Raw genomic sequence first — 24574 nt, 5'->3', positions numbered from 1 at the left:
GCGGTGCCCGAGCTCTCCGTCGTGATCGTCGGCGGGCTGCACGCCGACGCCCGCAAGGCGGCCGTCGAGCGGCTGCTCGCCGACGTCCCCGGCAGTGTCGTGCTCCACCACGACCTGGCCACGGCAGCCGCCGGCACCGTCGTACGGACGATCCGCGACGCCACCGGACTCCTGAGCGCCGGCGAGGCGCCCCTCGTCAACGACTGCGCCTGCTGCGCCCTGCGCGAGGACCTGGTGCCGGAGCTGCTGAGGATCCGGGACACCGGCGGCACGCGTATGGCCGTCGTCGAGCTGTGGGACTCGGTCGAGCCGAAGGCCATGGCCGAGGTGGTCACGGCGGGCGGGCTCACGGTCACCGGGGTGATCACCGCGGTCGACCCGGCGCTTGTGCTGCCGTATCTGGGCAACGGCGACGACCTGGCCGAGCGCGGCCTGGCCGCCGCCGCGACCGATCAGCGCACCGTAGCCGACACCTTCGCGCGTCAGCTGGAGTACGCCCCCGTCCTCGCCGTCGCCGACTCCGGGGAGGCCGACGACGAGGACCGGGAACTGCTCGCCCAGCTCCACCCGACGGCCCGCCGGGTCCCGATCGGCCACGGCGACCCGGCGGGCGCACCCGCCGACGACCTGACGGTGCCGGCCCCGCGCCGCCGCCCGCTCACCCCCCTCGCGCAGGCCGCGCTGGCCGGCTTCGACGTCGAGTCGGCCGCGGCCGCCCAGCACCCGGCGTGCGCGCTGCTCCCCGCCGAGGCCGACGCGCACGGCGTCGCCACCCTCGTCTGGCACCGCCGCCGCCCCTTCCACCCGGAGCGGCTCTACGAGGCGCTGGAGGACATCACCTGCGCGGCTGCCCGCAGCAGGGGCCGCTTCTGGCTCGCCGACAAGCCCGACGTGCTGCTGCACTGGGACGCGGCGGGCGGCGCCCTGTGCGTGGAGAGCGCGGGCCCCTGGCTCGCCTCGCTCCCGGACGCGGCCTGGGACATGGTCCCGCCGGTGCGCCGGGCCGCCGCCTCGCTGGACTGGCACCCCGAGCACGGCGACTGCTGCCAGCACCTGGTCTTCACCTCGCCCGGCCTGGACCGCGACGGCCTCGAACGGCTGCTGGAGTCCTGCCTGCTCACCGACGCCGAGTACGCCGCGGGCCGCGATGCCTGGAAGCGGCTCCCGCCCGCCTTCGACACCCTCCTGGAGGTCTGACCCCCATGCCCCGCAAGCCCGAGCGCAAGCCCGGCAAGAAGCCCAACCCGCTGGACCAGGCGGGCATCACCCACATCGACTACAAGGACACCGACCTGCTGCGCCGCTTCATCTCCGACCGCGGCAAGATCCGCAGCCGCCGGGTCACCCGCGTCACGGTCCAGCAGCAGCGCCGACTGGCGAAGGCCATCAAGAACGCGCGGGAGATGGCACTGCTGCCGTACTCGTCCCGCTAGCCGCCTCCCGCGATCCCTCGGGACTCACAGGTAGGAGATTCCCTACGTTTGACGCGTAGGGAATCTCCTACCTATTGTCGTTCCCATGAACATCACTCACGCCTCCTTCGTCACGCTCCCCGTCGCCGACCAGGACCGCGCCCTGCGCTTCTACACGGAGGTCCTCGGCTTCGAGGTCACCGCCGATCTGGACATGCCGCAGGGCAGGTGGCTCCAGGTCGCCCCCAAGGGCGCGCAGACGGTCTTCACGCTCTCCGGCCCTGGGATGGGCGGTTTCGAGCCCGGCACGACCCGGGGGATCATGTTGGTCACGACCGACGTCGACGCGGACTGCACGCGGCTCGCGCAGGCGGGGGTCTCCGTGCAGGGGCCGGACGATCTGCCCTGGGGGCGGATGGCCGGATTCCAGGACCCCGACGGCAACGGCCTGATGCTGCTGACGGAGGCCGCTCAGTAACGGGAAGGGCAGGGCATGACCGCGACCGGGGCCCGGGAGGCCGCAGAGGACCGCGTCTTCGCCGCGCTCGCCAACGGCACGCGCCGCGAGGTGCTGCGACTGCTGCGCGACGGCGGGCCCCAGCCGGTCCAGGTCCTGGCCGACCACTTCGACATGCGCCGCCCCAGCCTCTCGGAGCATCTGAAGGTGCTCCGGGACGCCGGCCTGGTCTCCGAGCAGCGCTCCGGCCGGCAGCGCATCTACCGCCTTGAGGCGGCCCCGCTCGCCGAGGTGCAGGACTGGCTCCATCCGTACGAGCGGTTCTGGCGCGACCGTATGAAGGGCCTCGGCGACCTGCTCGACCGCATGCCCGACGATGAGCCGGCATGAGCGACGAACCGGACCCCCGCCTCGGCCCCGAGCCCGACGACGATCTGACCGTCGTCCGCGTGGACCAGTACTTTCCGCATCCGCCCGCCAAGGTCTGGCGCGCCCTGACCGAACCCGAGCTGCTCGTGCAGTGGCAGATGCAGGGCGTCGAGGACTTCCGGCTGGAGGTCGGGCACCGGTACACGATGACCTCCGTCCCGCGACCCAACACGAACTTCTCCGGAACCATCGAGGTGGAGGTCCTGGCGTACCGGGTCGAGCGGATGCTGAGCCTCCGCTGGATCGACCCTTCTCCGGTCAACTCCGCCAATTGGACGGTTACTTGGAGTTTGGAACAAGAAGGGCGCGGAACGCGTCTCTTCCTAGTGCACGAGGGATTCGATCCGGACGACCCGGCCCAACTCATGGCTAGGAAGATCATGGGCGGCGGCTGGCGGACGCATGTGATGCGATCCCTGGGGCATGCGCTGGAACGCATGTGAGCCCGCGTACGTCACAGGAGTAACCACAGGAACACCCCGCGTGCACGTGCATCTGCTCATGCAGTTGCACGTGAACAGAGCTATGATCCGGAAGCAGTTGACTTCCGCACCACTGCACCACCTCTTGCCTCAATGGCCTCGAGCCACCGCACCACCGGGGAGCGACCTGTGGACCACGACGTGTACAACGGCATGGCGGCCACGGAGCTGAACGGGGTCGCCTGGCAGAAGAGCCGGCACAGCAACTCGCAGGGTTCCTGCGTGGAGTTCGCGCGGTTGCCCGGCGGTGATGTGGCGGTGCGCAACTCGCGCTTCCCCGACGGCCCGGCGCTCGTCTACACGCGCGCCGAGATCGAGGCGATGCTCCTCGGCGTCAAGGACGGCGAGTTCGACCACTTGGTCGTGGGCTGACCCAACTGGGTGCACAACCCAGGGCAATCGACGTGTTCCGCTCTGTAACGCGCGTAGAACCGCGGAGCCGTCGAGCGCCGCGGTTCATGAGTCCGCCGAGCCGGCCGTGGCCGTCTGGCCCGGTTGCAGCCGGAACAGCGCCCAGACCACCTTGCCGCTGAGCGTCCCCGCCAGCGGCTGCCACCCCCAGCTGTCACTGAAGGAATCGACGAGGAAGAGACCGCGCCCGGACTCCGCCGAGAAGTCGTCGGAGTCGCGTGCCACCGGGCTGTCGTGGCTGGGATCGCGCACCGCGCACACCAGCCGCTCGGTCCAGCGCATCAGATGCAGCCGCACGGGCGGCGTCTGTTCGGGCAGCCGCTGCGCACCGGCCGGCAGCGCGTGCCGTAGCGCGTTGGTCACCAGTTCCGAGACCACGAGGCAGACGTCGTCGAAGCGGTAGTCCAGTTCCCACTGGTCCAGCGTGCGTCGGGTGAACTTGCGTGCCTCACGGACCGCTTCGTAGCGGGCGGGCAGTGCGCAGGAGGCGGCGTTGGAGACGGCTGCGGGGTCCAGTGGCGGAAGGCCCTGCCGTAACGGCTCGAGCATGGTCGATCCATTCGTCCCCATGCGAGGCACTCCCGGGAGTTCGCGGTCGTTGCGATGCAGCGGTTGCGCGGGACCATGGTTTCTGATGCGCAGAGCAGATGCAAGGGCAGATGCACGTGCACGTGACCGAATTGGACGCTCCCGTACCGCTTGTTGGCCATTTTTTCCGCCAACTTCGCTTCCTCTCCTTGCGTTCCGCTGACTCCTTCCTGGGTGAAATCCTTGTCTTCTTTCCGTCTCTGTAATCGGACGAGTACTGCTCGAAGTGATTTAGTGGCAGACTGCGGGCCCTGAAGACGGTTGGGGAGGCTGGCGAACGTGAGCGCGGGAGAGCCCGGATCGGTGGTGCGGCGCATGCTGCTCGGCTCGCAACTGAGGCGACTGCGGGAGGCGCGCGGGATCACCCGCGAAGCTGCGGGGTACTCGATCCGTGCGTCCGAGTCGAAGATCAGCCGCATGGAGTTGGGCCGGGTGAGCTTCAAGACACGGGACGTCGAGGACCTGCTGACGCTGTACGGCATCACGGACGAACAGGAGCGCGCCTCGCTCCTCTCCCTCGCCCGCGAGGCCAACGTGGCCGGCTGGTGGCACAGTTACTCGGACGTCCTGCCCAGCTGGTTCCCCACATACGTCGGCCTGGAGGGCGCCGCAAGTCTCATTCGCGCCTATGAGGTGCAGTTCGTGCACGGCCTGCTCCAGACCGAGGCGTACGCCCGCGCGGTCGTCAGGCGCGGCATGAAGGGCGCGAGCGCGGCCGACGTAGAGAAGCGCGTGGCGCTGCGCCTGGAGCGGCAGAAGTACCTCCTCTCCGAGAACGCCCCCGAGTTCCACATCGTCCTGGACGAGGCCGCCCTGCGCCGTCCCTACGGCGACCGCGAGGTGATGCGCGGCCAGCTCCAGCACCTGATCGAGATCTCCCAGCGACCCAACGTACGGCTGCAGATCATGCCGTTCAGCCTCGGCGGCCACTCCGGCGAGTCCGGCGCCTTCACGATCCTCAGCTTCCCCGAGTCCGACCTGTCGGACGTCGTCTACCTGGAGCAGCTCACCTCCGCGCTCTACCTCGACAAGCACGAGGACGTCGCCCAGTACGAGACCGCGCTCAAGGAGCTCCAGCAGGACAGTCCGGGTCCGGACGAGAGCCGGGATCTTCTCCGGGGTCTCCTTCAACTCTCTTGAATCACAAGTACGATGACGTGTGATCAGACCGTGAAGACGAGCGCGATGGCGGCCGTGCCGATCGCGGGTCTGCTAGGGATTGAGGGATCACATGTCGTCCTACTTCACCGACCTGGCTCAGCAGTACATCGACGGTGAATGGCGCCCGGGTACAGGCTCCTGGGACATCATCGACTTCAATCCCTACGACGGCGAGAAGCTCGCGTCGATCACCATAGCCACGGTCGACGAGGTCGACGACGCCTACAAGGCCGCCGCCCGCGCCCAGAAGCAGTGGGCCACGACCAATCCCTACGCCCGCCGTGCCGTCTTCGAGAAGGCGCTGCGCCTGATAGAGGACCGTGAGCAGGACATCGCCGAGGCGATCATCGCCGAGCTCGGCGGCACCCGGTTGAAGGCGGCGTTCGAACTCCACCTCGCCAAGGAGTTCCTGCGTGAGGCGGTCCATCTGGCGCTGCGCCCCGAGGGCAGGATCCTGCCCTCCCCGGTGGACGGCAAGGAGAACCGCGTCTACCGCGTCCCGGTCGGTGTCGTGGGCGTGATCAGCCCCTTCAACTTCCCCTTCCTGCTCTCCCTGAAGTCGGTCGCCCCGGCGCTCGCGCTCGGCAACGGCGTGGTGCTGAAGCCCCACCAGAACACCCCGATCTGCGGCGGCTCCCTGGTCGCGAAGATCTTCGAGGACGCGGGGCTCCCGGCCGGTCTGCTGAACGTCGTCATCACCGACATCGCCGAGATCGGCGACGCCTTCATCGAGCACCCGATCCCGAAGGTCATCTCCTTCACCGGCTCCGACAAGGTCGGCCGCCACGTCGCCACCGTCTGCGCCTCGCACTTCAAGCGCTCGGTCCTCGAACTCGGCGGCAACAGCGCGATCGTGGTCCTCGACGACGCCGACATCGACTACGCCGTCGACGCGGCCGTCTTCAGCCGGTACGTCCACCAGGGCCAGGTCTGCATGGCCGCGAACCGCGTCCTCGTGGACCGCTCGGTCGCGGACGAGTTCACCGAGAAGTTCGTCGCCAAGGTGAGGTCCCTCAAGGCCGGCGACCCGCGCGACCCCGAGACCGTCATCGGCCCGGTCATCAACTCCTCCCAGGCGGACGCCATCTCGGGCGCCGTCGAGCAGGCGATCGCCGAGGGTGCCACGGCGCTGGTGCACGGCACGACCACGGAGAACCTCGTCCGGCCGTCGGTCCTGAGCGGCCTCCCGGCCGACTCGCCCCTGCTGAAGCAGGAGGTCTTCGGCCCGGTCGCCTTCCTCCTCACCTTCGACGGCGAGGAGGAGGCCGTACGTCTCGTCAACGACACCCCCTACGGTCTGAGCGGTGCCGTCCACACCGGCGACATCGAGCGCGGTGTGGCCTTCGCCAAGCAGATCGACACGGGCATGTTCCACGTGAACGACGGCACCGTCCACGACGAGCCGATCGTCCCCTTCGGCGGCGAGAAGCACTCCGGCCTCGGCCGCCTCAACGGCGAGACGATGCTGGACGCCTTCACCACGACCAAGTGGATCTCCGTCCAGCACGGCCGCAGCGGCTTCCCGTTCTAGACGTCCCGAGCCCGGCCCCGAGGCGCACACGCTCCGTTTCCGGACGGTGCGCCATCGGGGCCTGACCTCGGCGCCCGCCCGTAACGGACCTAACCTGGAGCGCATGTCAGCGATCCGTCTTCTCGTGCTCGGCGCGGTGCGCCAGCACGGGCGTGCCCACGGCTACCAGGTGCGCAACGACCTGGAGTACTGGGGCGCGCACGAGTGGTCCAACGCCAAGCCCGGCTCGATCTACCACGCCCTGAAGCAGATGGCGAAGCAGGGACTGCTGCACGCCCACGAGGTCGCGCCGTCCACGGCAGGCGGGCCGCCGCGCACGGAGTACGAGATCACCGACCGTGGCGTCGAGGAGTACCTCGGCCTGGTCCGCGAGGCGCTGACCTCCTACGACCAGAAGATGGACGTCAAGTCGGCGGCCATCGGCTTCATGGTCGACCTGCCGCGCGGCGAGACCGTCGCCCTGCTCAAGGAGCGCATCCGGCGCATCGAGGAGTGGCGCTCCGCCGTCACCGAGCACTACGTGCCCGAGGCCGGTCCCGGCCAGCTCGGTCACATCGGCGAGATCATGAACCTCTGGATCCACACCGCCGACGCCGAGGCCGAGTGGACCCAGGGGCTCATCGGGCGGATCGAGGGCGGCGCATACATCTTCGCCGGGGAGGGCGATCCCTTCGTCGGTGTTCTCGCCGATGACGAGGGCAACCCGTACGCGACGGGGGAGCGGCACCCCGGGGACGATCACTAATCAAGTTTGACTAACCGATTGCGGGGTATTAGCTTCGGGCTGGTAGTCAAGTTTGACTAGCGAAGGGGTTCTCAGTGGCCGACACGGCGATCATCGTCGAAGGGGCACGCAAGAGGTACGGCGGCAAAGCCGGCAAGAACGCACTGGACGGGCTCGACCTTACGGTCGCGGCCGGCACCGTGCACGGAGTGCTCGGCCCGAACGGCGCGGGCAAGACCACCCTGGTCCGCATCCTGTCCACTCTGCTGCGGCCGGACAGCGGCCGCGTCGAGGTGGCCGGGCACGACGCGGTCCGCCAGGCGTACGAGGTGCGCCTGCGCATCGGCCTCCTCGGCCAGCACGCGGCCCTGGACGAGGAACTGGACGGCCGGCAGAACCTGGAGATGTTCGGCCGCCTGCACCACCTCGGCGGCCGGCGCGCAGGCGTGCGCGCCGGCGAGCTCCTGGAGCGCTTCGGCCTGGCCGACACCGGCCGCAAGCCGGTCAAGCAGTACAGCGGAGGCATGCGGCGCCGGCTGGATCTGGCCGCCTCGCTCATCGGCAACCGGCACGGCACCGACCCGCAGGTGCTGTTCCTGGACGAACCCACCACCGGACTCGACCCGCGCGGCCGCGCCGAGGTCTGGTCCGCCGTCCGCTCCCTGGTCGGCGGCGGCACCACGGTCCTGCTCACCACCCAGTACCTGGAGGAGGCCGACCAGCTCGCCGACCGCATCTCGGTCGTCGACGCCGGCCGGGTCACCGCCGACGGCACGGCCGACGAGCTCAAGGCGCTCACCGGCGGCGACCGCATCGACGTCGTCCTGCGCGATGCCGGGCAACTGGGCGCCGCCGTGGCCCTGTTGCCCGTACCGAAGGACGCCGTCTCCGTCGATGCCGACCGCCGGCTGCTCAGCGCCCGGGTCACCGACCGGATGGCGGCGCTCTCCGGCGTCGTACGGGCCCTGGAGGCGGCCGGGATCGAGGCCGAGGACGTGGCCCTGCGGCGCCCGACGCTGGACGAGGTGTTCCTGCACCTCACCGGGGACGACAACCGAGTGAAGGAGCCCGCATGAGCACGAACGCCTACGCCCTGGCCGACTCCTGGACCATGACCCGCCGCGAGCTCGCCCATTGGGCGCGCCAGCCCGTCCAGGTCGTCGTCGCCCTGTTCTTCCCCGTGATGCTGCTGCTGATGTTCGGCTACCTCATCGGCGGCGGACGCGGTGTCGAGGGCTCCTACATCGACTACCTCCTGCCCGGGATGCTCGCGCTCACGATGGCCTTCGGCCTTGAGGGCACGATGATCGCGGTCACCCAGGACCTCAACAAGGGCGTGATCGACCGCTTCCGGTCCATGCCGATGACCAACGGGGCCGTCCTGGTGGGCCGTTCGATCGCCGACATGCTCCAGTCGGCGCTGGCCCTGCTGGCCCTCATGGGGGTCGGGTTCGCGCTCGGCTGGCGCGCGGACGGCGGGCCGGTGGCCTTCCTGGGCGCCGTGGGACTGCTCCTGCTGTTCCGCTTCGCCATGCTGTGGATCGGCATCCACCTGGCCCTGGTGGCCGGCAAGCCGGAACTGGTGCAGGCCGTGCAGATCCTGGTCTGGCCGGTCGGCTTCCTGTCCAACGCCCTCGCCCTGCCCGGGTCCATGCCCGGCTGGCTGGGCACCGTCGTCGAGTGGAACCCGATGTCCCACACGGCGACCGCCGCACGCGACCTGTTCCGCGGCACCGGCACCGAGCACCTCTTGCCGGCCGTCGTCTGGCCGCTGCTGCTCCTCGCGGTGTTCTTCCCGCTGGCGGTGCGGCGGTTCGCGCGTCTGAGCCGCTGACGGTCCGCCCGTGACCCGCTAGTGGTGGAACCCGGTGGCCGCGCCCTTGTCATGGGTGGCGGGGCGCGGCTGCCGGCGCAGCTCCGGCAGGGACCGGCTCAGGTCCTCCACGAACAGCTCGGCGAGATCGGTGGAGAAGCCGTTGCGGCAGACCACCCGCAGCACCGACAGGTCCTCGCGGTGCGGCGGGAAGGTGTACGCCGGAACCAGCCAGCCCGCCTCACGCATCCGCCGCGACACGTCGAAGACGTCGTACGCCGTCACGTCCGGGGCCGTGGTGAACGCGAACACGGGCAACTGGTCGCCCCTGGTCAGCAGCCGGAAGTCGCCGAGCTTCTCCACGGCCTCGGCGACCTGCCCGGCCACGTCCCGCGCGGCCTGCTGCACGGCCCGGTACCCCTCCCGCCCCAACCGCAGGAACGAGTAGTACTGAGCCACGACCTGCGCGCCCGGCCGGGAGAAGTTCAGCGCGAACGTCGGCATGTCGCCGCCCAGATAGTTGACCCGGAACACCAGTTCCTCGGGCAGCGCCTCCTTGTCCCGCCACAGGGCCCAGCCGACACCCGGGTAGACCAGGCCGTACTTGTGCCCCGAGCTGTTGATCGAGGCGACCCTCGGCAGCCGGAAGTCCCACTCCAGATCCTCGTCCAGGAACGGCGCCACCATCCCCCCGGACGCCCCGTCGACATGCACCGGGACATCGAGGCCGGTGCGCTCCTGAACGGTGTCGAGCGCGGCGCACAGGTCCGCGATCGGCTCGTAGGAACCGTCGAAGGTCGAGCCCAGGATCCCCACGACGCCGATGGTGTTCTCGTCGCACAGCTCGGCCGCCGCCTGCGGATCGAGATGGAACCGCTCGCCCTCCATCGGGACCAGCCGCGGCTCCACCTCCCAGAAGTTGCAGAACTTGTCCCAGCAGACCTGGACGTTGATGCCCATGACCAGGTTGGGGCGCGCCCCCGGGTAGCGGTCGGCGTTGCGCCGCATCCAGCGCCGCTTCAGCGCCATCCCGGCGAGCATGCACGCCTCGCTGGAGCCGGTGGTGGAGCAGCCCACGGCCGACGACGGGTCGGGCGCGTTCCACAGGTCGGCGAGCATCGCCACACAGCGCCGCTCCAGCTCGGCGGTGCGTGGATACTCGTCCTTGTCGATCATGTTCTTGTCGCGGCACTCGGCCATCAGCGCGTTCGCCTGGGGCTCCATCCACGTCGTGACGAACGTGGCGAGGTTGAGCCGTGAGTTGCCGTCGAGCATCAGCTCGTCGTGCACCACCTGATAGGCGGACGAAGGCGCCATGGGGGCGTCGGGCAGTCGATGCCTGGGGGGAGCCTCGGTCATCCCGCCGACCGGGTTCGCCTCGCCGAAGAACGGGTTGACGGACAGCCTGCGCGGGCCGTCCCCGTCCGAGGCCTCGGTGTTCCCACGATGCAGTGGCATGTAATCGACGGTAGTTCCGCGTTGCCCGGCTTGCACCTCACGCCGCGTGAGGCCTCAGTGTGGAACGCGAACCGAGAAGGGAGCGGAAGTGAGCTACTCCGTGGGACAGGTCGCGGGCTTCGCCGGCGTCACGGTGCGCACCCTGCACCACTACGACGACATCGGCCTGCTCGTACCCGGCGAACGCAGCCACGCGGGCCACCGGCGTTACAACGACGCCGACCTCGACCGGCTGCAGCAGATCCTGTTCTACCGGGAGCTCGGCTTCCCGCTCGAAGAGGTCGCCGCCCTGCTCGACGACCCGGCCGCGGACCCGCGCGAACACCTGCGCCGGCAGCACGAGCTGCTGACCGCCCGGATCGAGCAGCTGCGCAAGATGGCGGAGGCCGTGGAGCACGCCATGGAGGCACGCACGATGGGAATCAATCTGACGCCGGAGGAGCGCTTCGAGGTCTTCGGCGACAAGGACCCGGAGCAGTACGCCGAGGAGGCGGAACGGCGCTGGGGCGGCACGGAGTCGTACGCCGAGTCACAGCGCCGCGCCGCGACCTACACCAAGGAGGACTGGAAGAGGCTGCAGGCGGAGGCGAACGAGTGGAGCGAGCGCTACGTCGCCCTGATGGCCGCCGGTGAACCGCCCACCGGTGAGGGCGCCATGGACCTGGCCGAGGAACACCGGCAGCACATCAGCGGCTGGTACTACGAGTGCGGCTACGAGATGCACCAGTGCCTCGCCGAGATGTACGTCGCCGACGAACGCTTCAAGGCGTTCTACGACACCATGCGTCCCGGCCTCGCCGAGCACCTGCGGGCCGCGATCCTCGCGAACGCGGCCCGGCACTCCTCCTGACGTCCTGGCCCGGGCCCTACTCCCGGGCCAGGACCACCGCGGTCCCGTAGGCGCACACCTCGGTGCCCACGTCGGCCGCCTCGGTCACGTCGAAGCGGAACGCCAGCACAGCGTTCGCGCCACGCGCGCGTGCCTGCTCGACGAGCCGCTCCATGGCCTGGTTACGGGTCTCCACGAGCGTCTTGGTGAGCCCTTTGAGCTCACCGCCGACCAGCGACTTCAGCCCGGCGCCGATCTGACTGCCGACGTGCCGGGAGCGCACGGTCAGTCCGAAGACCTCACCGATGACCTCCGTGACCCGATGGCCGGGAATGTCGTTCGTGGTCACTACCAGAACGTCAGGGCGGGGCCCCTGCCCGCCGCCGTACTCTTCGATGCCCATGGCTCACAGCTTTGTCCCAGCGGGCGCACAGTGCATCCTGAACGGGTCAATGGAACCTGGGCGACCGGCGCAGCGTTGATATTTTTGACCCGCCAGTCACAGCCCGCCCGCCCCTTCCCCGCAGGAGCCACAATCCCGTGACCACGCTTGCGCTCGGCCCCGAGTGGCTCAGCCCGGACTATCTGATCGAGACCTTCAGCCTCCCAGGCATCCTGCTGATCGTCTTCGCCGAGTCCGGTCTCTTCGCGTTCCTGCCCGGGGACTCCCTGCTGTTCACGGCGGGTCTGTTCGTGGCCGAGGGGAACTACATCAGCCAGCCGCTGTGGCTGGTCTGCACGCTCATCGTCCTGGCGGCCGTCATCGGCGACCAGGTCGGCTACATGATCGGCAAGTTCTTCGGCCCGAAGCTGTTCAGCCGGCCCAACTCCAAGCTCTTCAAACAGGAGAACCTGGAGAAGGCCCACGAGTTCATGGAGAAGTACGGGCCCAAGGCGATCGTGCTGGCCCGCTTCGTGCCGATCGTGCGCACCTTCGCCCCCATCGTGGCGGGCGCCGGCCGCATGAGGTACGCCACGTTCCTCACGTACAACGTCATCGGCGGCATCGCCTGGGGCACCGGCGTCACGCTCGCGGGCTACTGGCTCGGCCAGATCACGTTCATCAAGACGAACGTCGAGGCGATCCTGATCCTGATCGTCCTCGTCTCCGTGGTCCCGATCATCATCGAGGTCCTGCGCGAGCGCGCCAAGAAGAAGCGCGCCGCGGCCGAGGCTCCCGCCGCCGCACAGCCCCAGCACCAGCAGATGGACGACGCGACGACCCAGCTGCGCCGCATCCCCTCCGACGACCGGCCCCAGCAGCCCTACGGCAACCAGGACCCGTCGTACGGCAACCAGGACCAGCAGCACTACGGCAACCAGGACGGCCGGCAGTACGGCTACGACGAGCAGTACTACGGCAACCAGCCCCAGCAGCCGTACGCCCAGCAGTACCCCCAGGGCTACGGCCAGCAGCAGCCCTACGGCGGACAGCAGAACCAGCAGAACCAGCAGTACCCGCCCAACCAGGGCTACTGAGACACCCGCGAGCGAGCTGCCAGGCGCTAGAACCCTCGGGTGCGCTTGGCAGCTCGTCGCTTTTCCGGGGACCCGATCCGCAGGAACAGCCGCGAGATCTCCGACCCCAGATTGACGCCGATCGCGATGGCCATGGCGAGTGAGGCGGCGGTGGCCAGCGACACCAGCCCCTTGTCGACGTTGTTCTGCGCGATCGACAGCAGCCCGAAGTACGTCGCGGAACCCGGCAGCAGGGGCCCGATCGCCGCCGTGGTGTACGGCAGCGCCGACGCGAACCGGTAGCGGGCCATCAGCTGCCCGAACAGGCCCACCAGCCCCGCCGCGACCGCCGTGGCGGCAACCGGCGAGAACTCGCCGGTGTAGTGCATGGCGCCGTACACGACCCAGGCGACACCGCCGTTGAGGGTCACCGCGAGCACGGTGGACCGTTCCTGCTGGAGCAGCACCGCGAAGGTCAGCGACAGCAGCATGGACGCGGCGATCTGCCAGTACGGCCGCGGCGAGATGTTCAGCGCCGCGTCCGGATCGAGCTTGGCGCCGAGGTTGACCCCGAAGTACAGGATCACCAGGACGCCGACCACGATGCCGACGAAGAAGTACATGACCTCCAGCAGGCGGGCGGACGCGGTGATGTAGAAGCCGGTCAGGCCGTCCTGCACTCCCGCGACAAGGGCCCGCCCGGGCAGCAGCGCGAACAGCCCACCGGTGATCACCGCGGACGCCTTCACGTCGACGTGCGTCAGCGTCAGCGCGACCCCTATCGCGGCCGGCGGCATCGCCGCCACCGTGAACTGGTAGAACTCCGGCAGCCCGCGCCCCGCGCACAGCCACGCCAGCCGGTCGCCGAGCATCGCGCCGAGCATCGCCGCGACGAACACGATCAGATCACCGCCGACCAGCACGGAGGCCGCACCCGCGAGCAGCCCGCTCGCCGAGGTGAGCACCCACGTCGGGTACGGGTGCCGGTTGCGCCGCATCTCCGCGAGCCGCCCGTAGGCCTCCTCCAGGGAGATGTGGCTCTCCGGATCACTGAGGTCGTCGACGAGCTGGTACACGGCCGCCAGACGCGTGTAGTCCGTGCCGCGCCGCCGCACCGTACGCGACGCCGACACAGGATCGTCCACCAGCGACGGCTGGTACGAGATCGACAGCAGCGTGAAGGTGACGTTCGGCTCGCAGCGGTCAAGGCCGTAGGACCGGCACACCGCGAACATCGCGGCCTCCACGTCCTCCGCGCCCTCACCGCCCGCCAGCAGCAGCTCACCGATACGCAGGGTCAGGTCGAGCACGCGCGGGACGGCCGGACCCTCCTCCTCCACCTTCGGCATCCGCTCCGGCGCGGGCCGCTCGGCCACCGGCATGCGCAGCATCGTGCGCATCCGGTCCTGCCAGGGCAGGTCCTTCGTCAGGCTTATCCGCGGGATGCCGGTGGCCGGCGTGAACGCCGGCGAGGCGTCCTCGACGCTGTACCCGCCCGGCGTGGCGAACGCCGAGCCCTCCGGTTCCGGGGACGTCGACTGAGGTACGTCCAGCCCCGTGGGAAGGGCGAACTCGGAGGTGGTCTCCGACTCGCTGTCCCCCACCTCGATGCCGGCCGGTGGCCTGAAAGCCATCCTCGCCTCGTCCGACTGCGGTTTGCGGTCCTCCGCTTCCGTCACGTGCGCAGCACTCCTCTTACGACACCTCCTGCCGCCCTCAGTATGCGCACAGACGCACGAACGGGCTGCACGCGCACGCGTACAGCCCGTTCACATGGCCAAAAGCCAAGGATTTGCCTCAGTGGCCGCCCTGGTCCTTGAAGCGCTTGTAGGACCGCTCGATCTCGGCCTCGGCCTCGGTACGGCCCACCCAGTCGGCGCCCTCGACGGACTTGCCGGGCTCCAGGTCCTTGTACACCTCGAAGAAGTGCTGGATCTCCAGGCGGTCGAACTCCGAGACGTGGTGGATGTCACGCAGGTGCTCCTGGCGCGGGTCCGTCGCCGGCACGCACAGCAGCTTGTCGTCGCCGCCGGCCTCGTCCGTCATACGGAACATGCCGATCGCGCGGCACTTGATGAGGCAGCCCGGGAACGTCGGCTCGTCCAGGATGACCAGCGCGTCCAGCGGGTCACCGTCCTCGCCGAGGGTGTTCTCGACGAAGCCGTAGTCGGTCGGGTAGGCGGTCGAGGTGAAGAGGCGACGGTCCAGGCGGATCCGACCGGTCTCGTGGTCCACCTCGTACTTGTTCCGCGAACCCTTCGGAATCTCGATCGTGACGTCGAACTCCACCGGTGGCTCCTCCATGATCAACACATAGTTCTGGTGGTTAAGTGTCCCTCACGCAGGTGTGTGATCGCGAAAGGGGCTGGTGGTCGTGCCGGAGATGAGGCCTTGGCGAGCCGCGAAACCGCATGTGACGCGGGTCGCGGGCGCCGTACGACCCCGTCTGGCACGAGCCGCGGAGGCCGTCCGGCCACGACTCGCGCGCGCCGCGACGGCCGCGAAACCGCGGGTCGTACGGCTCACCCGAGCCGTTTCCCCGCAGGCCGCACGGATCACCAGGCCGAAGACCTGGCAGTACACCGCGGGCGCCGCCACCGCCGGACTGGCGCTGGCCGCCGGAGTGGTGACCGCCGCCGGCCCCTGGGACTCCACCGGTCAGCGTACGGCCGAGCGGGACTGGGCGGCCGCCCAGGAACGTACGGGTGGCACAGATCACGGCCGTAATACCGATACGTCCGACTCCTCCGGCACGGCGGCCCAAGGACCCCGCCCCGCCCCCAGCGCGGCCTCCGTCCTGACCGGCCTCGGCGGCGGCGTCGGCACCGCCGGATCGGCCCCGAACGGCAAGGCCGTCGCCGGACTCGTCGGCCCGCTCCTGGCCGACCCGGCGCTCGGCAGCAGGTCCGTGGCGATCGTCGACGTCGCCAGCGGCGAACGCCTCTACGGCGACGACTCCGGCAAGGCCCTCACCCCCGCCTCCACCACGAAGATCGCCACCGCCGTCGCCGCCCTCGCGGCCCTCGGCCCCGACCACCGCCTCACCACCCGCACCGCCCTGGAACCCGACACCGGCGAACTGGTCCTCGTCGGCGGCGGCGACCCCACACTCACCGCCCGCAAGGACGCCGACGGCTGGGCGAGCCTGCGCGAACTCGCCGACCGCACCGCCCGCGCCCTGAAGAAGCAGGACGTACGCCAGATCACCCTTTCGTACGACAAGACGCTCTACGCCGGCTCCGAACTGCACCCCATCGGGAACAACCCCAACCTCGCCCTGGTCAGCGCCCTCATGGTCGACGAGGCCCGCACCGACGACTCCACCAGCGGCCCCGTGAAGCGGGTGGAGGACCCCGCGAGGGACGCGACCGCCCGATTCGCGGACCTCCTCGCCGACCACGGCATCAAGACCAGCGCGCCCGGCCCCTCGAAGGCGACCGACCGCGCCGAACCGCTCGCCGAGGTCTCCTCACCGCCCCTGTCCTCCGTGGTCGAGCGCATGCTCACCAACAGCGACAACGACATCGCCGAGGCCCTCGCCCGCCAGACCGCCGTCGCGAGCGGCGCACGCGCCGACTTCGACGGCGCGGGCAAGGCGATCAGGGACCGCCTGAAGAAGCTCGGCCTCCCCGTCGCGGGCACCGACATCAAGGACGGCAGCGGCCTCGACCGCGCCGACAAGCTGACGGCGGACCTGCTCACCGCCCTGCTCGCCAAGGCCGCCGACCCGGCCCACCCCGAACTCCGCCCCGTCCTCACCGGCCTCCCCGTGGCCGGCTTCACCGGCACCCTCAGCACCCGCTACACCGACGGCGCGGCCGGCATCGTCCGCGCGAAGACAGGCACCCTGCACGGCGTGAACTCCCTGGCCGGCACCGTCGTCGACCAGGACGGCCGGCTCCTCGCCTTCGCGTTCCTGTCCACCGGCGACAACGTGGGCGCCGCCCGGTCGGCACTGGACAGGGCCGCCACCGCACTGGCGTCCTGCGGCTGCCGCTGACCTCACCGGCCACCGCTTCCGCCACGCACCACGGCCTGCCCCAAGTGGGACCGCTCACGTACGGTTGACACATGACGAGCATCGGTGGTGCCGAGATGGTCGACTGGAATCTCGCGGTGGCGACCGCGACCCGGTTCGTACGGCCGGGCCCGGAGGTGAGCCGCGACGAGGCCCGCGCCGTCGTCGCCGAGCTGCGCCGGCATGCCAAGGCCTCGGAGGAACACGTCCGCGGCTTCACCCGTATGGGCACGGACGACATCCACGACACCCCGGTCCTCGTCGTCGACCGCCCCGGCTGGATCCGGGCGAACGTCGCCGGCTTCCGGGAGATCCTCAAGCCCCTCCTCGACAAGATGCAGGAACGACGCACCACCAGCCCCGGCGGCGCCGTCCTCGGCGCGGTCGGCGGCAAGGTCACCGGCGTCGAACTCGGCATGCTGCTGTCCTTCCTCGCCTCCCGTGTCCTCGGCCAGTACGAGACCTTCGCCCCCGCCACCCGCGACCTCCCGGCGGGCGGCCCCCCTGGTTCACCGAGCGGCGGCGGCCGCCTCCTCCTCGTCGCCCCGAACATCGTCCACGTGGAGCGCGAACTCGACGTACAGCCCCACGACTTCCGCCTGTGGGTGTGCCTGCACGAGGAGACCCACCGCACCCAGTTCAGCGCGGTGCCCTGGCTGCGGGACCACCTGGAGGGCGAAATCCAGTCGTTCTTGGGGGAGACCGACGTCGACCCCATGACCGTCCTGGAGCGCATCCGCGAAGCCGCCCAGTCCCTCTCCGGCAGCCGGCCCGATTCGGAGGAGGACGACGGCGGACGTTCGTTCGTCGAACTGGTGCAGACCCCGGCCCAGCGAGAGATCCTCGGCCGCCTCACCGCCGTGATGTCCCTCCTCGAAGGCCACGCCGACTTCGTGATGGACGGAGTCGGCCCCGCCGTCGTGCCGTCCGTCGCCGAGATCCGCGAGAAATTCCAGCAGCGCCGCGCCAAGGGCGCCTCCCGACTGGACACGGCCCTGCGCAAACTGCTCGGCCTGGACGCCAAACTGCGCCAGTACCGCGACGGCGAACGCTTCGTACGCGCCGTCGTGGAACAGGTCGGCATGGACGGCTTCAACCGCGTGTGGACCTCCCCGAACACCCTCCCCACCAAGACGGAGATCGCCAAACCGGCGGACTGGATCGCGCGGGTGCACCGCAAGGCGGAGTCGTGAAACACGCGCCGAGTCGTGCATCTCATACGAAGGTCGTGAACCGAATCCGGCCGACGGCAGGCGAACGCCCCTGCAATCACCCGTCCGAGGGACCGTGAGCCATGGGTAGGCGTGCAATGCTCGGGGAACGGCCCGGCTCTGTCACCATCTACACACTCTGAGTGACCGAGCTTCGGGCTCACCCCCCGACAACTTCATGAAGGGAACCGGACATGGGTCCCCATCCTGCGGTCGCGGCGATACGCCTGGCGGTCCGCCGCGTCCTCCACGACATCCTCACCGAACACAGCCGCATCTACGACGTGCCCGCGCCCAGCAGCCCGCGCGCGGCCTCCCCCAAGACGCCCGCGCCGTCCCCCGGCACACAGCACGCCGCCCTGGGCACCGCACTCGAAACGTCGTACGAGCTCCCCGGCCAGAGCCCTCAGGAGCCCCCGCGCGCTGCCCCGCACGAGCGGCCCCCCTCCCCGCTCGTGCTCGTGGCATGCTCCGGCGGCGCCGACTCCATGGCCCTCGCCTCCGCCCTCGCGTTCGAAGCCCCCAAACTCGGCATCCGCGCCGGCGGCATCACCGTCGACCACGGCCTCCAGCCCGGCTCCGACCTGCGCGCCGAAGAAGTCGTCCTGCGCCTGCGCCAACTCGGTCTCGACCCGGCCGAGTCCCTCGCCGTGACCGTCGGCCGCACCGGCGGACCCGAGGCCGCAGCCCGCGACGCCCGCTACGCCGCCCTCGACGACGCGGCCGTACGCCACGGCGCCATCGCCGTCCTCCTCGGCCACACCCGCGACGACCAGGCCGAGACCGTCCTCCTCGGCCTCGCCCGCGGCTCCGGCATCCGCTCCCTGTCCGGAATGGCCGCGGTCTCGGGGGCCGGCGGCCGTTACCGCCGCCCCTTCCTCGGACTCGACCGGCAGACCGCCCGCAAGGCCTGCATGGTCCAGGCCCTGCCGGTCTGGGACGACCCCCACAACTCCGACCCCGCGTACACCAGGTCCCGCCTGCGCCAAGAAGGCCTGCCCGCCCTGGAGAAGGCACTCGGCAAAGGCGTCGTGGAGGCTCTCGCCCGCACCGCCCAGCTCTCCCGCGACGACGCCGACGCCCTCGACGCCTGGGCCAGCCAGGCCGAGGCCGGCGTACGCGACGCGACCGGTCTCCTGGAGTGCGCCAAGCTGTACGTGCTGCCGCCCGCCGTACGCCGCCGGATCCTGCGCCGCGCCGCCATCGAGGCCGGAGCGCCCGCCGGTTCGCTGTTCGCCCGCCACATCGAAGAAGTCGACCGTCTGATCACCGGCTGGCGCGGCCAGGGAGCCATCAACCTCCCCGGCAAAGTCGTCGCGCAGCGGCAGGGTGGCAGACTGGTGATTCGGCAAGGCTGATTCCCGACCCCTCCACAGCAGACCAAGGAGGGGCCGGTGAGCCGAGAATGCGGGACGACCGACCGAAAGTGATGCGGGTGGACGCGAAAGACATGGGTGCCGACCTCCAGCAGGTGCTCATCACCAAGGAAGAGATCGACGCCAAGCTGGCAGAGCTGGCAGCGAAGATCGACGCGGAGTACGAAGGCAAGGACCTGCTCATCGTCGGTGTCCTCAAGGGCGCGGTGATGGTCATGGCCGACCTCGCCAGGGCGCTGTCCACCCCCGTCACCATGGACTGGATGGCGGTGTCCTCCTACGGCGCCGGCACCCAGTCCTCCGGTGTCGTGCGGATCCTCAAGGACCTCGACACCGACATCAAGGGCCGGCACGTCCTGATCGTCGAGGACATCATCGACTCCGGCCTGACCCTGTCCTGGCTGATCAACAACCTCGGCTCGCGCGAGCCCGAGACCCTGAAGATCTGCACCCTGCTGCGCAAGCCGGACGCCGCGAAGGTCTCCATCGACGTCGAATGGGTCGGCTTCGACATCCCCAACGAGTTCGTCGTCGGCTACGGCCTCGACTACGCCGAGAAGTACCGCAACCTCCCGTTCGTCGGTACGCTCGCGCCCCACGTCTACGGCGGTTGAGCCCCACGGTCCGCGACCGCGGACCCGAAGGGCCCAAGCACCGTACGAAGATCGGGAACCCCGGCGGGCCTCGCGCCGTTGGAGCATGCAGACGGGCTTGCCAGCCGTCCCGTGCGGCTTCGCGCGACGAAGCTGGGGTACCGTCAGAAGAACTGTCTTATCAAACTCACTATGGCAGGAGGGACGGGGCGGCACCGCTCCGTATGGATGGACGTGAAGCGATACTTCCGTGGGCCGGTCATGTGGATCGTGCTGGCCGTCCTTGCCGTGGTCGTGTTGATGCAGGTCGTCGGCTCGTCCGGCGGCTACAAGACGGTGGACACCGGCCAGGTCGTCCAGGCGATCAATGACAACAAGGTCGAGTCGGCCAAGCTGACCACTGGTGACGAGAACACCATCAAGGTCCAGCTCAAGGACGGCGAAAAGGTCGAGGGCGCCACCAAGATCCAGGCGAGCTACATCGGCGACCAAGGCGTGACCATCGCCAGCACGCTGCAGAACAAGTACCAGGACAAGCAGATCCCGGACGGCTACACGGTCTCGCCGTCCAAGCAGAACCCGTTCGTCGGGATCCTGCTCTCCCTGCTCCCCTTCGTCCTCATCGTCGTCGTCTTCCTGTTCCTGATGAATCAGATGCAGGGCGGCGGCTCCCGAGTAATGAACTTCGGGAAGTCCAAGGCGAAGCTCATCACCAAGGACACCCCCAAGACGACGTTCTCGGACGTCGCCGGCTCGGACGAGGCCGTCGAGGAACTCCAGGAGATCAAGGAATTCCTCCAGGAGCCCGCCAAGTTCCAGGCCGTGGGCGCCAAGATCCCCAAGGGCGTACTGCTCTACGGGCCTCCCGGAACCGGCAAGACGCTCCTCGCGCGCGCCGTCGCCGGCGAGGCGGGCGTGCCCTTCTACTCGATCTCCGGTTCCGACTTCGTCGAGATGTTCGTCGGTGTCGGTGCCTCCCGAGTCCGAGACCTGTTCGAGCAGGCCAAGGCGAACGCCCCGGCGATCGTCTTCGTCGACGAGATCGACGCAGTCGGCCGCCACCGCGGCGCCGGCCTCGGCGGCGGTCACGACGAGCGTGAGCAGACCCTCAACCAGCTGCTCGTCGAGATGGACGGCTTCGACGTCAAGGGCGGCGTGATCCTCATCGCCGCGACGAACCGGCCCGACATCCTCGACCCGGCCCTCCTGCGGCCCGGCCGCTTCGACCGCCAGATCGCGGTCGACCGCCCGGACATGCAGGGCCGTCTGGAGATCCTCAAGGTCCACCAGAAGGGCAAGCCGGTCGCCCCGGACGTCGACCTGTCGGCGGTCGCCCGCCGCACGCCGGGCTTCACCGGCGCGGACCTGAGCAACGTCCTCAACGAGGCCGCGCTGCTCACCGCCCGCTCGGACAAGAAGCTCATCGACAACCAGATGCTGGACGAGGCCATCGACCGCGTCGTGGCGGGCCCGCAGAAGCGGACCCGGATCATGTCGGACAAGGAAAAGAAGATCACCGCGTACCACGAGGGCGGACACGCCCTGGTCGCGGCGGCCTCCCCGAACTCCGACCCGGTCCACAAGATCACGATCCTGTCCAGAGGCCGCGCGCTCGGCTACACCATGGTCCTGCCGGACGAGGACAAGTACTCCACGACCCGCAACGAGATGCTGGACCAGCTGGCTTACATGCTGGGCGGCCGCGCGGCCGAGGAGCTCGTCTTCCACGACCCGACCACCGGTGCAGCCAACGACATCGAGAAGGCCACGACCACCGCACGTGCGATGGTCACGCAGTACGGCATGACCGAGCGTCTCGGCGCGATCAAGTTCGGCGGCGACAACACCGAGCCCTTCCTCGGACGTGAAATGGCTCACCAGCGCGACTACTCGGAAGAGGTCGCCGCGCTCGTGGACGAGGAAGTCAAGAAGCTCATCGAGAACGCGCACAACGAGGCCTGGGAGATCCTGGTCGAGAACCGCGACGTCCTCGACAACCTGGTGCTCCAGCTGCTGGAGAAGGAGACGCTGGGCAAGGAGGAGATCGCCGAGGTCTTCGCCACCATCGTCAAGCGTCCCCCGCGGCCCGCCTGGACCGGGTCCTCCCGCCGCACGCCGTCCACCCGTCCGCCGGTGCTCTCCCCCAAGGAGCTCGCACTGACGAACGGCGCCAACGGCGCGACCCCGGCGATCAGCACCGCCAAGTCGACGGTGACGGAGCCCGCCCCGGCGACGGAGCCGGCTCCCGAGGAGCGTCCCGAGAGCTGACGCCCCACCCGGTGAGCGCACCGGGCCCGGAATGGATGCCGCGCCCCCCTGGTTCTAGCCTGGGGGGCGCGGCATTTTCGTATGCCCGCAGTCCAGACGCGTGACCCACACGCGCCACCCGCGAAGGAACGAGGCACCACATGACCGACCCCGTGACGCTGGACGGCGAGGGCCGCATCGGCGAGTTCGACGAGAAGCGCGCCGAGAACGCCGTACGCGAACTGCTGATCGCGGTCGGCGAGGACCCGGACCGCGAGGGCCTCAGGGAGACACCGGCGCGGGTGGCGCGGGCGTACAAGGAGATCTTCGGGGGCCTGTGGCAGAAGCCCGAGGACGTCCTGACCACGACGTTCGACATCGGGCACGACGAGATGGTGCTCGTGAAGGACATCGAGGTGTACTCGACCTGTGAGCATCATCTGGTGCCGTTCCGGGGCGTCGCGCACGTCGGCTACATCCCGGCCACGTCCGGCAAGATCACGGGGCTGTCCAAGCTGGCCCGGCTGGTGGATGTCTATGCCCGCCGGCCGCAGGTGCAGGAACGTCTCACTACGCAGATCGCTGACTCTCTGATGGAGATCCTGGAGCCGCGCGGGGTGATTGTCGTCGTGGAGTGCGAGCACATGTGCATGTCGATGCGTGGCATCCGCAAGCCGGGCGCGAAGACCATAACGTCGGCGGTGCGCGGTCAGCTGCGGGACGCGGCGACGCGCAACGAGGCGATGAGCCTCATCATGGCCCGCTGACCCACCGCGCGCCGATCCCCCGCGCTACGTCGTAGGCGTGGCGCCCGTGTTGTTGTGTTCGTCGTCGTCCGGGAGCTTGCAGACTCGTTCCAGGAAGACTGCTGCCGCTATTACGCCGAGGCTGGCGAGGACCGAGAAGCCGGCGTAGATGGCCTGGTCGCGGCGGGCGGGGATATCGAGGTATTCCAGGAGGAAGACGCCCGTGCCGCCGTACATGCCGGCGACGAGGGCGGCCACCAGGGCGCTGGCCTGGCCGAAGACGACCGCGCGGGCGGCCATCAGCGGGTCGACGCCCTTGGCGTCGGGGTCGCGTTCGCGCTGCGCCTTGAGGCGGGCGCGGATCGAGATCGCCGTGGACAGGAGGACCACGGCGATCAGGGCGAGGACGATGGGGGCGGCCAGGGGGACGCTGGGCAGGGTCCCCACGGCGTTCCACAGGCGGGCACCCGCCCAGGACAGGACTCCGGCGATGATGAACACGCCGGCCAGCAGCCTGATGCGCAGCTCTCTCACGGTGTTCCTTCAGCTCCCCCGGGTGCCCGCGGATTGTGGTCGTCTTGACCTTAACGACTATTCGGGGAGCTGGAGTTCCAGGTCCACGCGCGGCGCCACGCCGTCCAGGGTGACCGTGCCGAGCAGTTCGGCGACCGCGCCGCGGCCGGGCAACTGGGCCTCGGGTTCCAGGTCGTGCCAGGGGGCGAGGACGAACGCCCGTTCGTGGGCGCGGGGGTGGGGGAGCGTGAGGTGCGGGTCGTCGGAGACGACGTCGGCGTAGGAGACGATGTCGACGTCGAGGGTGCGTGCGCCCCAGCGTTCGTCCCGGACCCGGTGGAAGGCCTCCTCGACCGCGTGCGCGCGCTCCAGCAGGGAGGACGGGGGGAGCGTGGTCTTGAGGACCACGACGGCGTTGAAGTAGGAGGGCTGGCTGCCCGGCTCGACGCCCCAGGGCTCCGTCTCGTAGACGGGGGAGACGCCCTTGATGCGGACGCCGGGGGTGTCCTCCAGCGCGTCGATGGCGCCCTGGAGGGTCTCCAGGCGGTTGCCGAGGTTGGAGCCGAGGGAGATCACGGCCCGTTTCGGGTTGCTGAGGGTGGTGTCGGCGGCGTCGACCTGCTCGACGACGGAGGCGGGTACCGGCTGTACGGTCGGGTCGCTGGGGCCCTTGATGAACGGTGCAGTCATACTCGGCTCCGGGTGATGGTGACGGTCACGTCGTCGAAGGGGACCGTGATCGGCGCGTCCGGTTTGTGGACGGTGACCTCGACCTCGTGGACCCCTTCGTGCTTCAGACAGGCCTGGGCGATGCGTTCGGCGAGCGTCTCGATGAGATTGACCGGGTCGCCCTCGACGACGGCCACGACCTCCTCCGCCACGATGCCGTAGTGGACGGTCTTCGCCAGGTCGTCGTCCGCGGCGGCGGGCCGGGTGTCGAGGCCGAGGACGAGGTCCACGACGAAGATCTGGCCCTGTGCGCGTTCCTCGGGGAACACGCCGTGGTACCCGCGGGCCTTCAGGCCGCGCAGCGCGACACGATCCACGCGAATCACTCCTGCAATCGTCGGTGACGGCCGGTCGGTGCCGTGTGCGGGCGGCACACCGGCCTCGAACG

Annotated in this window: 27 protein-coding genes; 19 read left to right on the top strand and 8 right to left on the bottom strand. The window is 69.6% G+C overall.

Annotation, left to right across the window (positions count from 1 at the left end; all coding sequences use genetic code 11):
- The first annotated feature begins 3 nt into the window (after window positions 1-3).
- From CP983_RS19150 to CP983_RS19125, 6 genes are all read left to right on the top strand, one after another.
- Window positions 4-1197 (top strand): CobW family GTP-binding protein, encoded by a 1194-nt coding sequence (locus tag CP983_RS19150; RefSeq protein WP_150500664.1) that lies wholly within the window; start codon window positions 4-6, stop codon window positions 1195-1197.
- Between the two features lie 5 nt (window positions 1198-1202).
- Entirely contained in the window at window positions 1203-1433 is a 231-nt protein-coding gene (gene rpsR / locus CP983_RS19145; protein WP_030944081.1) for a 30S ribosomal protein S18, read from the top strand.
- Between the two features lie 85 nt (window positions 1434-1518).
- Window positions 1519-1890 carry a VOC family protein gene (locus CP983_RS19140; RefSeq protein ID WP_125526807.1) on the top strand — a complete coding sequence of 124 codons (372 nt, stop codon included), beginning with the start codon at window positions 1519-1521 and terminating at the stop codon, window positions 1888-1890.
- A gap of 15 nt (window positions 1891-1905) precedes the next feature.
- Window positions 1906-2259: an ArsR/SmtB family transcription factor gene (locus CP983_RS19135; RefSeq protein WP_150500662.1), complete on the top strand. Its 354-nt coding sequence runs from the start codon at window positions 1906-1908 to the stop codon at window positions 2257-2259.
- The gene (locus CP983_RS19130; RefSeq protein WP_107904573.1) at window positions 2256-2741 is read left to right on the top strand and encodes an SRPBCC family protein; all 486 of its coding nucleotides are present in this window, start codon (window positions 2256-2258) and stop codon (window positions 2739-2741) included. Before CP983_RS19135 ends, CP983_RS19130 begins: the two co-directional genes overlap by 4 nt.
- 192 nt (window positions 2742-2933) lie before the next feature.
- Window positions 2934-3152, top strand: coding sequence for a DUF397 domain-containing protein (locus tag CP983_RS19125; RefSeq protein ID WP_244364974.1), 219 nt, complete (start codon window positions 2934-2936; stop codon window positions 3150-3152).
- Window positions 3153-3236: 84 nt separating this feature from the next.
- On the opposite strand, the gene CP983_RS19120 is transcribed toward CP983_RS19125, so the two are convergent.
- Complete coding sequence (locus tag CP983_RS19120; RefSeq protein WP_229915053.1) at window positions 3237-3740, bottom strand: ATP-binding protein; 504 nt, start codon at window positions 3738-3740, stop codon at window positions 3237-3239.
- A gap of 354 nt (window positions 3741-4094) precedes the next feature.
- Here CP983_RS19120 and CP983_RS19115 point away from each other — a divergent pair, with 354 nt between their 5' ends.
- The 5 genes from CP983_RS19115 to CP983_RS19095 all read left to right on the top strand — a co-directional run bounded on the left by CP983_RS19115 (window position 4095) and on the right by CP983_RS19095 (window position 9029).
- A complete protein-coding gene (locus tag CP983_RS19115; protein WP_107905282.1) occupies window positions 4095-4919 on the top strand; it encodes a helix-turn-helix domain-containing protein in 825 nt (274 codons plus the stop codon).
- A gap of 91 nt (window positions 4920-5010) precedes the next feature.
- Entirely contained in the window at window positions 5011-6471 is a 1461-nt protein-coding gene (locus CP983_RS19110; protein WP_150500658.1) for an aldehyde dehydrogenase family protein, read from the top strand.
- Window positions 6472-6574: 103 nt separating this feature from the next.
- Window positions 6575-7216, top strand: a complete 642-nt coding sequence (locus CP983_RS19105; RefSeq protein WP_125526804.1) for a PadR family transcriptional regulator — start codon at window positions 6575-6577, stop codon at window positions 7214-7216.
- A gap of 74 nt (window positions 7217-7290) precedes the next feature.
- On the top strand, window positions 7291-8271 hold the full coding sequence (locus CP983_RS19100) for an ATP-binding cassette domain-containing protein (RefSeq protein ID WP_150500656.1): 981 nt from the start codon (window positions 7291-7293) through the stop codon (window positions 8269-8271).
- The gene (locus CP983_RS19095) at window positions 8268-9029 is read left to right on the top strand and encodes an ABC transporter permease (protein WP_150500654.1); all 762 of its coding nucleotides are present in this window, start codon (window positions 8268-8270) and stop codon (window positions 9027-9029) included. The genes CP983_RS19100 and CP983_RS19095 overlap by 4 nt, the downstream gene beginning before the upstream one ends.
- Window positions 9030-9047: 18 nt before the next feature.
- On the opposite strand, the gene gad is transcribed toward CP983_RS19095, so the two are convergent.
- Window positions 9048-10466, bottom strand: a complete 1419-nt coding sequence (gad, locus tag CP983_RS19090) for a glutamate decarboxylase (RefSeq protein ID WP_150500652.1) — start codon at window positions 10464-10466, stop codon at window positions 9048-9050.
- Window positions 10467-10554: 88 nt separating this feature from the next.
- Here gad and CP983_RS19085 point away from each other — a divergent pair, with 88 nt between their 5' ends.
- Entirely contained in the window at window positions 10555-11316 is a 762-nt protein-coding gene (locus CP983_RS19085) for a MerR family transcriptional regulator (RefSeq protein ID WP_107904562.1), read from the top strand.
- A 16-nt stretch (window positions 11317-11332) separates the two neighbouring features.
- Here CP983_RS19085 and CP983_RS19080 read toward each other — a convergent pair whose 3' ends face one another.
- On the bottom strand, window positions 11333-11698 hold the full coding sequence (locus tag CP983_RS19080) for a YbjQ family protein (protein ID WP_107904560.1): 366 nt from the start codon (window positions 11696-11698) through the stop codon (window positions 11333-11335).
- A gap of 137 nt (window positions 11699-11835) precedes the next feature.
- Here CP983_RS19080 and CP983_RS19075 point away from each other — a divergent pair, with 137 nt between their 5' ends.
- The gene (locus CP983_RS19075) at window positions 11836-12774 is read left to right on the top strand and encodes a DedA family protein (RefSeq protein ID WP_107904558.1); all 939 of its coding nucleotides are present in this window, start codon (window positions 11836-11838) and stop codon (window positions 12772-12774) included.
- Window positions 12775-12800: 26 nt separating this feature from the next.
- Here CP983_RS19075 and CP983_RS19070 read toward each other — a convergent pair whose 3' ends face one another.
- The gene (locus CP983_RS19070; RefSeq protein ID WP_150500650.1) at window positions 12801-14432 is read right to left on the bottom strand and encodes a threonine/serine exporter family protein; all 1632 of its coding nucleotides are present in this window, start codon (window positions 14430-14432) and stop codon (window positions 12801-12803) included.
- 118 nt (window positions 14433-14550) lie between these two features.
- Complete coding sequence (locus CP983_RS19065; RefSeq protein WP_015658794.1) at window positions 14551-15042, bottom strand: inorganic diphosphatase; 492 nt, start codon at window positions 15040-15042, stop codon at window positions 14551-14553.
- Window positions 15043-15136: 94 nt separating this feature from the next.
- On the opposite strand from CP983_RS19065, the gene dacB reads away from it, so the two are divergent.
- The 6 genes from dacB (at window position 15137) to folE (ending at window position 22965) form a co-directional block, all read left to right on the top strand.
- A complete protein-coding gene (gene dacB / locus CP983_RS19060; RefSeq protein WP_150506694.1) occupies window positions 15137-16753 on the top strand; it encodes a D-alanyl-D-alanine carboxypeptidase/D-alanyl-D-alanine endopeptidase in 1617 nt (538 codons plus the stop codon).
- 71 nt (window positions 16754-16824) lie between these two features.
- The gene (locus tag CP983_RS19055; protein WP_107904556.1) at window positions 16825-17964 is read left to right on the top strand and encodes a zinc-dependent metalloprotease; all 1140 of its coding nucleotides are present in this window, start codon (window positions 16825-16827) and stop codon (window positions 17962-17964) included.
- A gap of 212 nt (window positions 17965-18176) precedes the next feature.
- Window positions 18177-19340, top strand: coding sequence for a tRNA lysidine(34) synthetase TilS (gene tilS / locus CP983_RS19050; protein WP_150500649.1), 1164 nt, complete (start codon window positions 18177-18179; stop codon window positions 19338-19340).
- A gap of 71 nt (window positions 19341-19411) precedes the next feature.
- Complete coding sequence (hpt, locus tag CP983_RS19045) at window positions 19412-19972, top strand: hypoxanthine phosphoribosyltransferase (protein WP_030944032.1); 561 nt, start codon at window positions 19412-19414, stop codon at window positions 19970-19972.
- 207 nt (window positions 19973-20179) lie between these two features.
- Entirely contained in the window at window positions 20180-22219 is a 2040-nt protein-coding gene (ftsH, locus tag CP983_RS19040; protein WP_107904554.1) for an ATP-dependent zinc metalloprotease FtsH, read from the top strand.
- 140 nt (window positions 22220-22359) lie between these two features.
- Window positions 22360-22965 (top strand): GTP cyclohydrolase I FolE, encoded by a 606-nt coding sequence (gene folE / locus CP983_RS19035; protein ID WP_107904551.1) that lies wholly within the window; start codon window positions 22360-22362, stop codon window positions 22963-22965.
- 24 nt (window positions 22966-22989) lie between these two features.
- On the opposite strand, the gene CP983_RS19030 is transcribed toward folE, so the two are convergent.
- From CP983_RS19030 to folB, 3 genes are read right to left on the bottom strand one after another with little or no spacing between them, the layout of a single operon-like run.
- Window positions 22990-23478 (bottom strand): DUF3180 domain-containing protein, encoded by a 489-nt coding sequence (locus tag CP983_RS19030; protein WP_107904549.1) that lies wholly within the window; start codon window positions 23476-23478, stop codon window positions 22990-22992.
- Between the two features lie 57 nt (window positions 23479-23535).
- Window positions 23536-24147, bottom strand: coding sequence for a 2-amino-4-hydroxy-6-hydroxymethyldihydropteridine diphosphokinase (gene folK / locus CP983_RS19025; protein WP_107904547.1), 612 nt, complete (start codon window positions 24145-24147; stop codon window positions 23536-23538).
- A complete protein-coding gene (gene folB / locus CP983_RS19020) occupies window positions 24144-24503 on the bottom strand; it encodes a dihydroneopterin aldolase (RefSeq protein WP_107904545.1) in 360 nt (119 codons plus the stop codon). The genes folK and folB overlap by 4 nt, the downstream gene beginning before the upstream one ends.
- Window positions 24504-24574: the final 71 nt, after the last annotated feature.

It is taken from the genome of Streptomyces chartreusis (assembly GCF_008704715.1).
Classification (GTDB): Bacteria; Actinomycetota; Actinomycetes; order Streptomycetales; family Streptomycetaceae; genus Streptomyces; species Streptomyces chartreusis.
The sequence above is the reverse complement of the archived record's forward strand: the minus strand, read 5'-3'. Positions and strand labels throughout refer to the sequence as shown.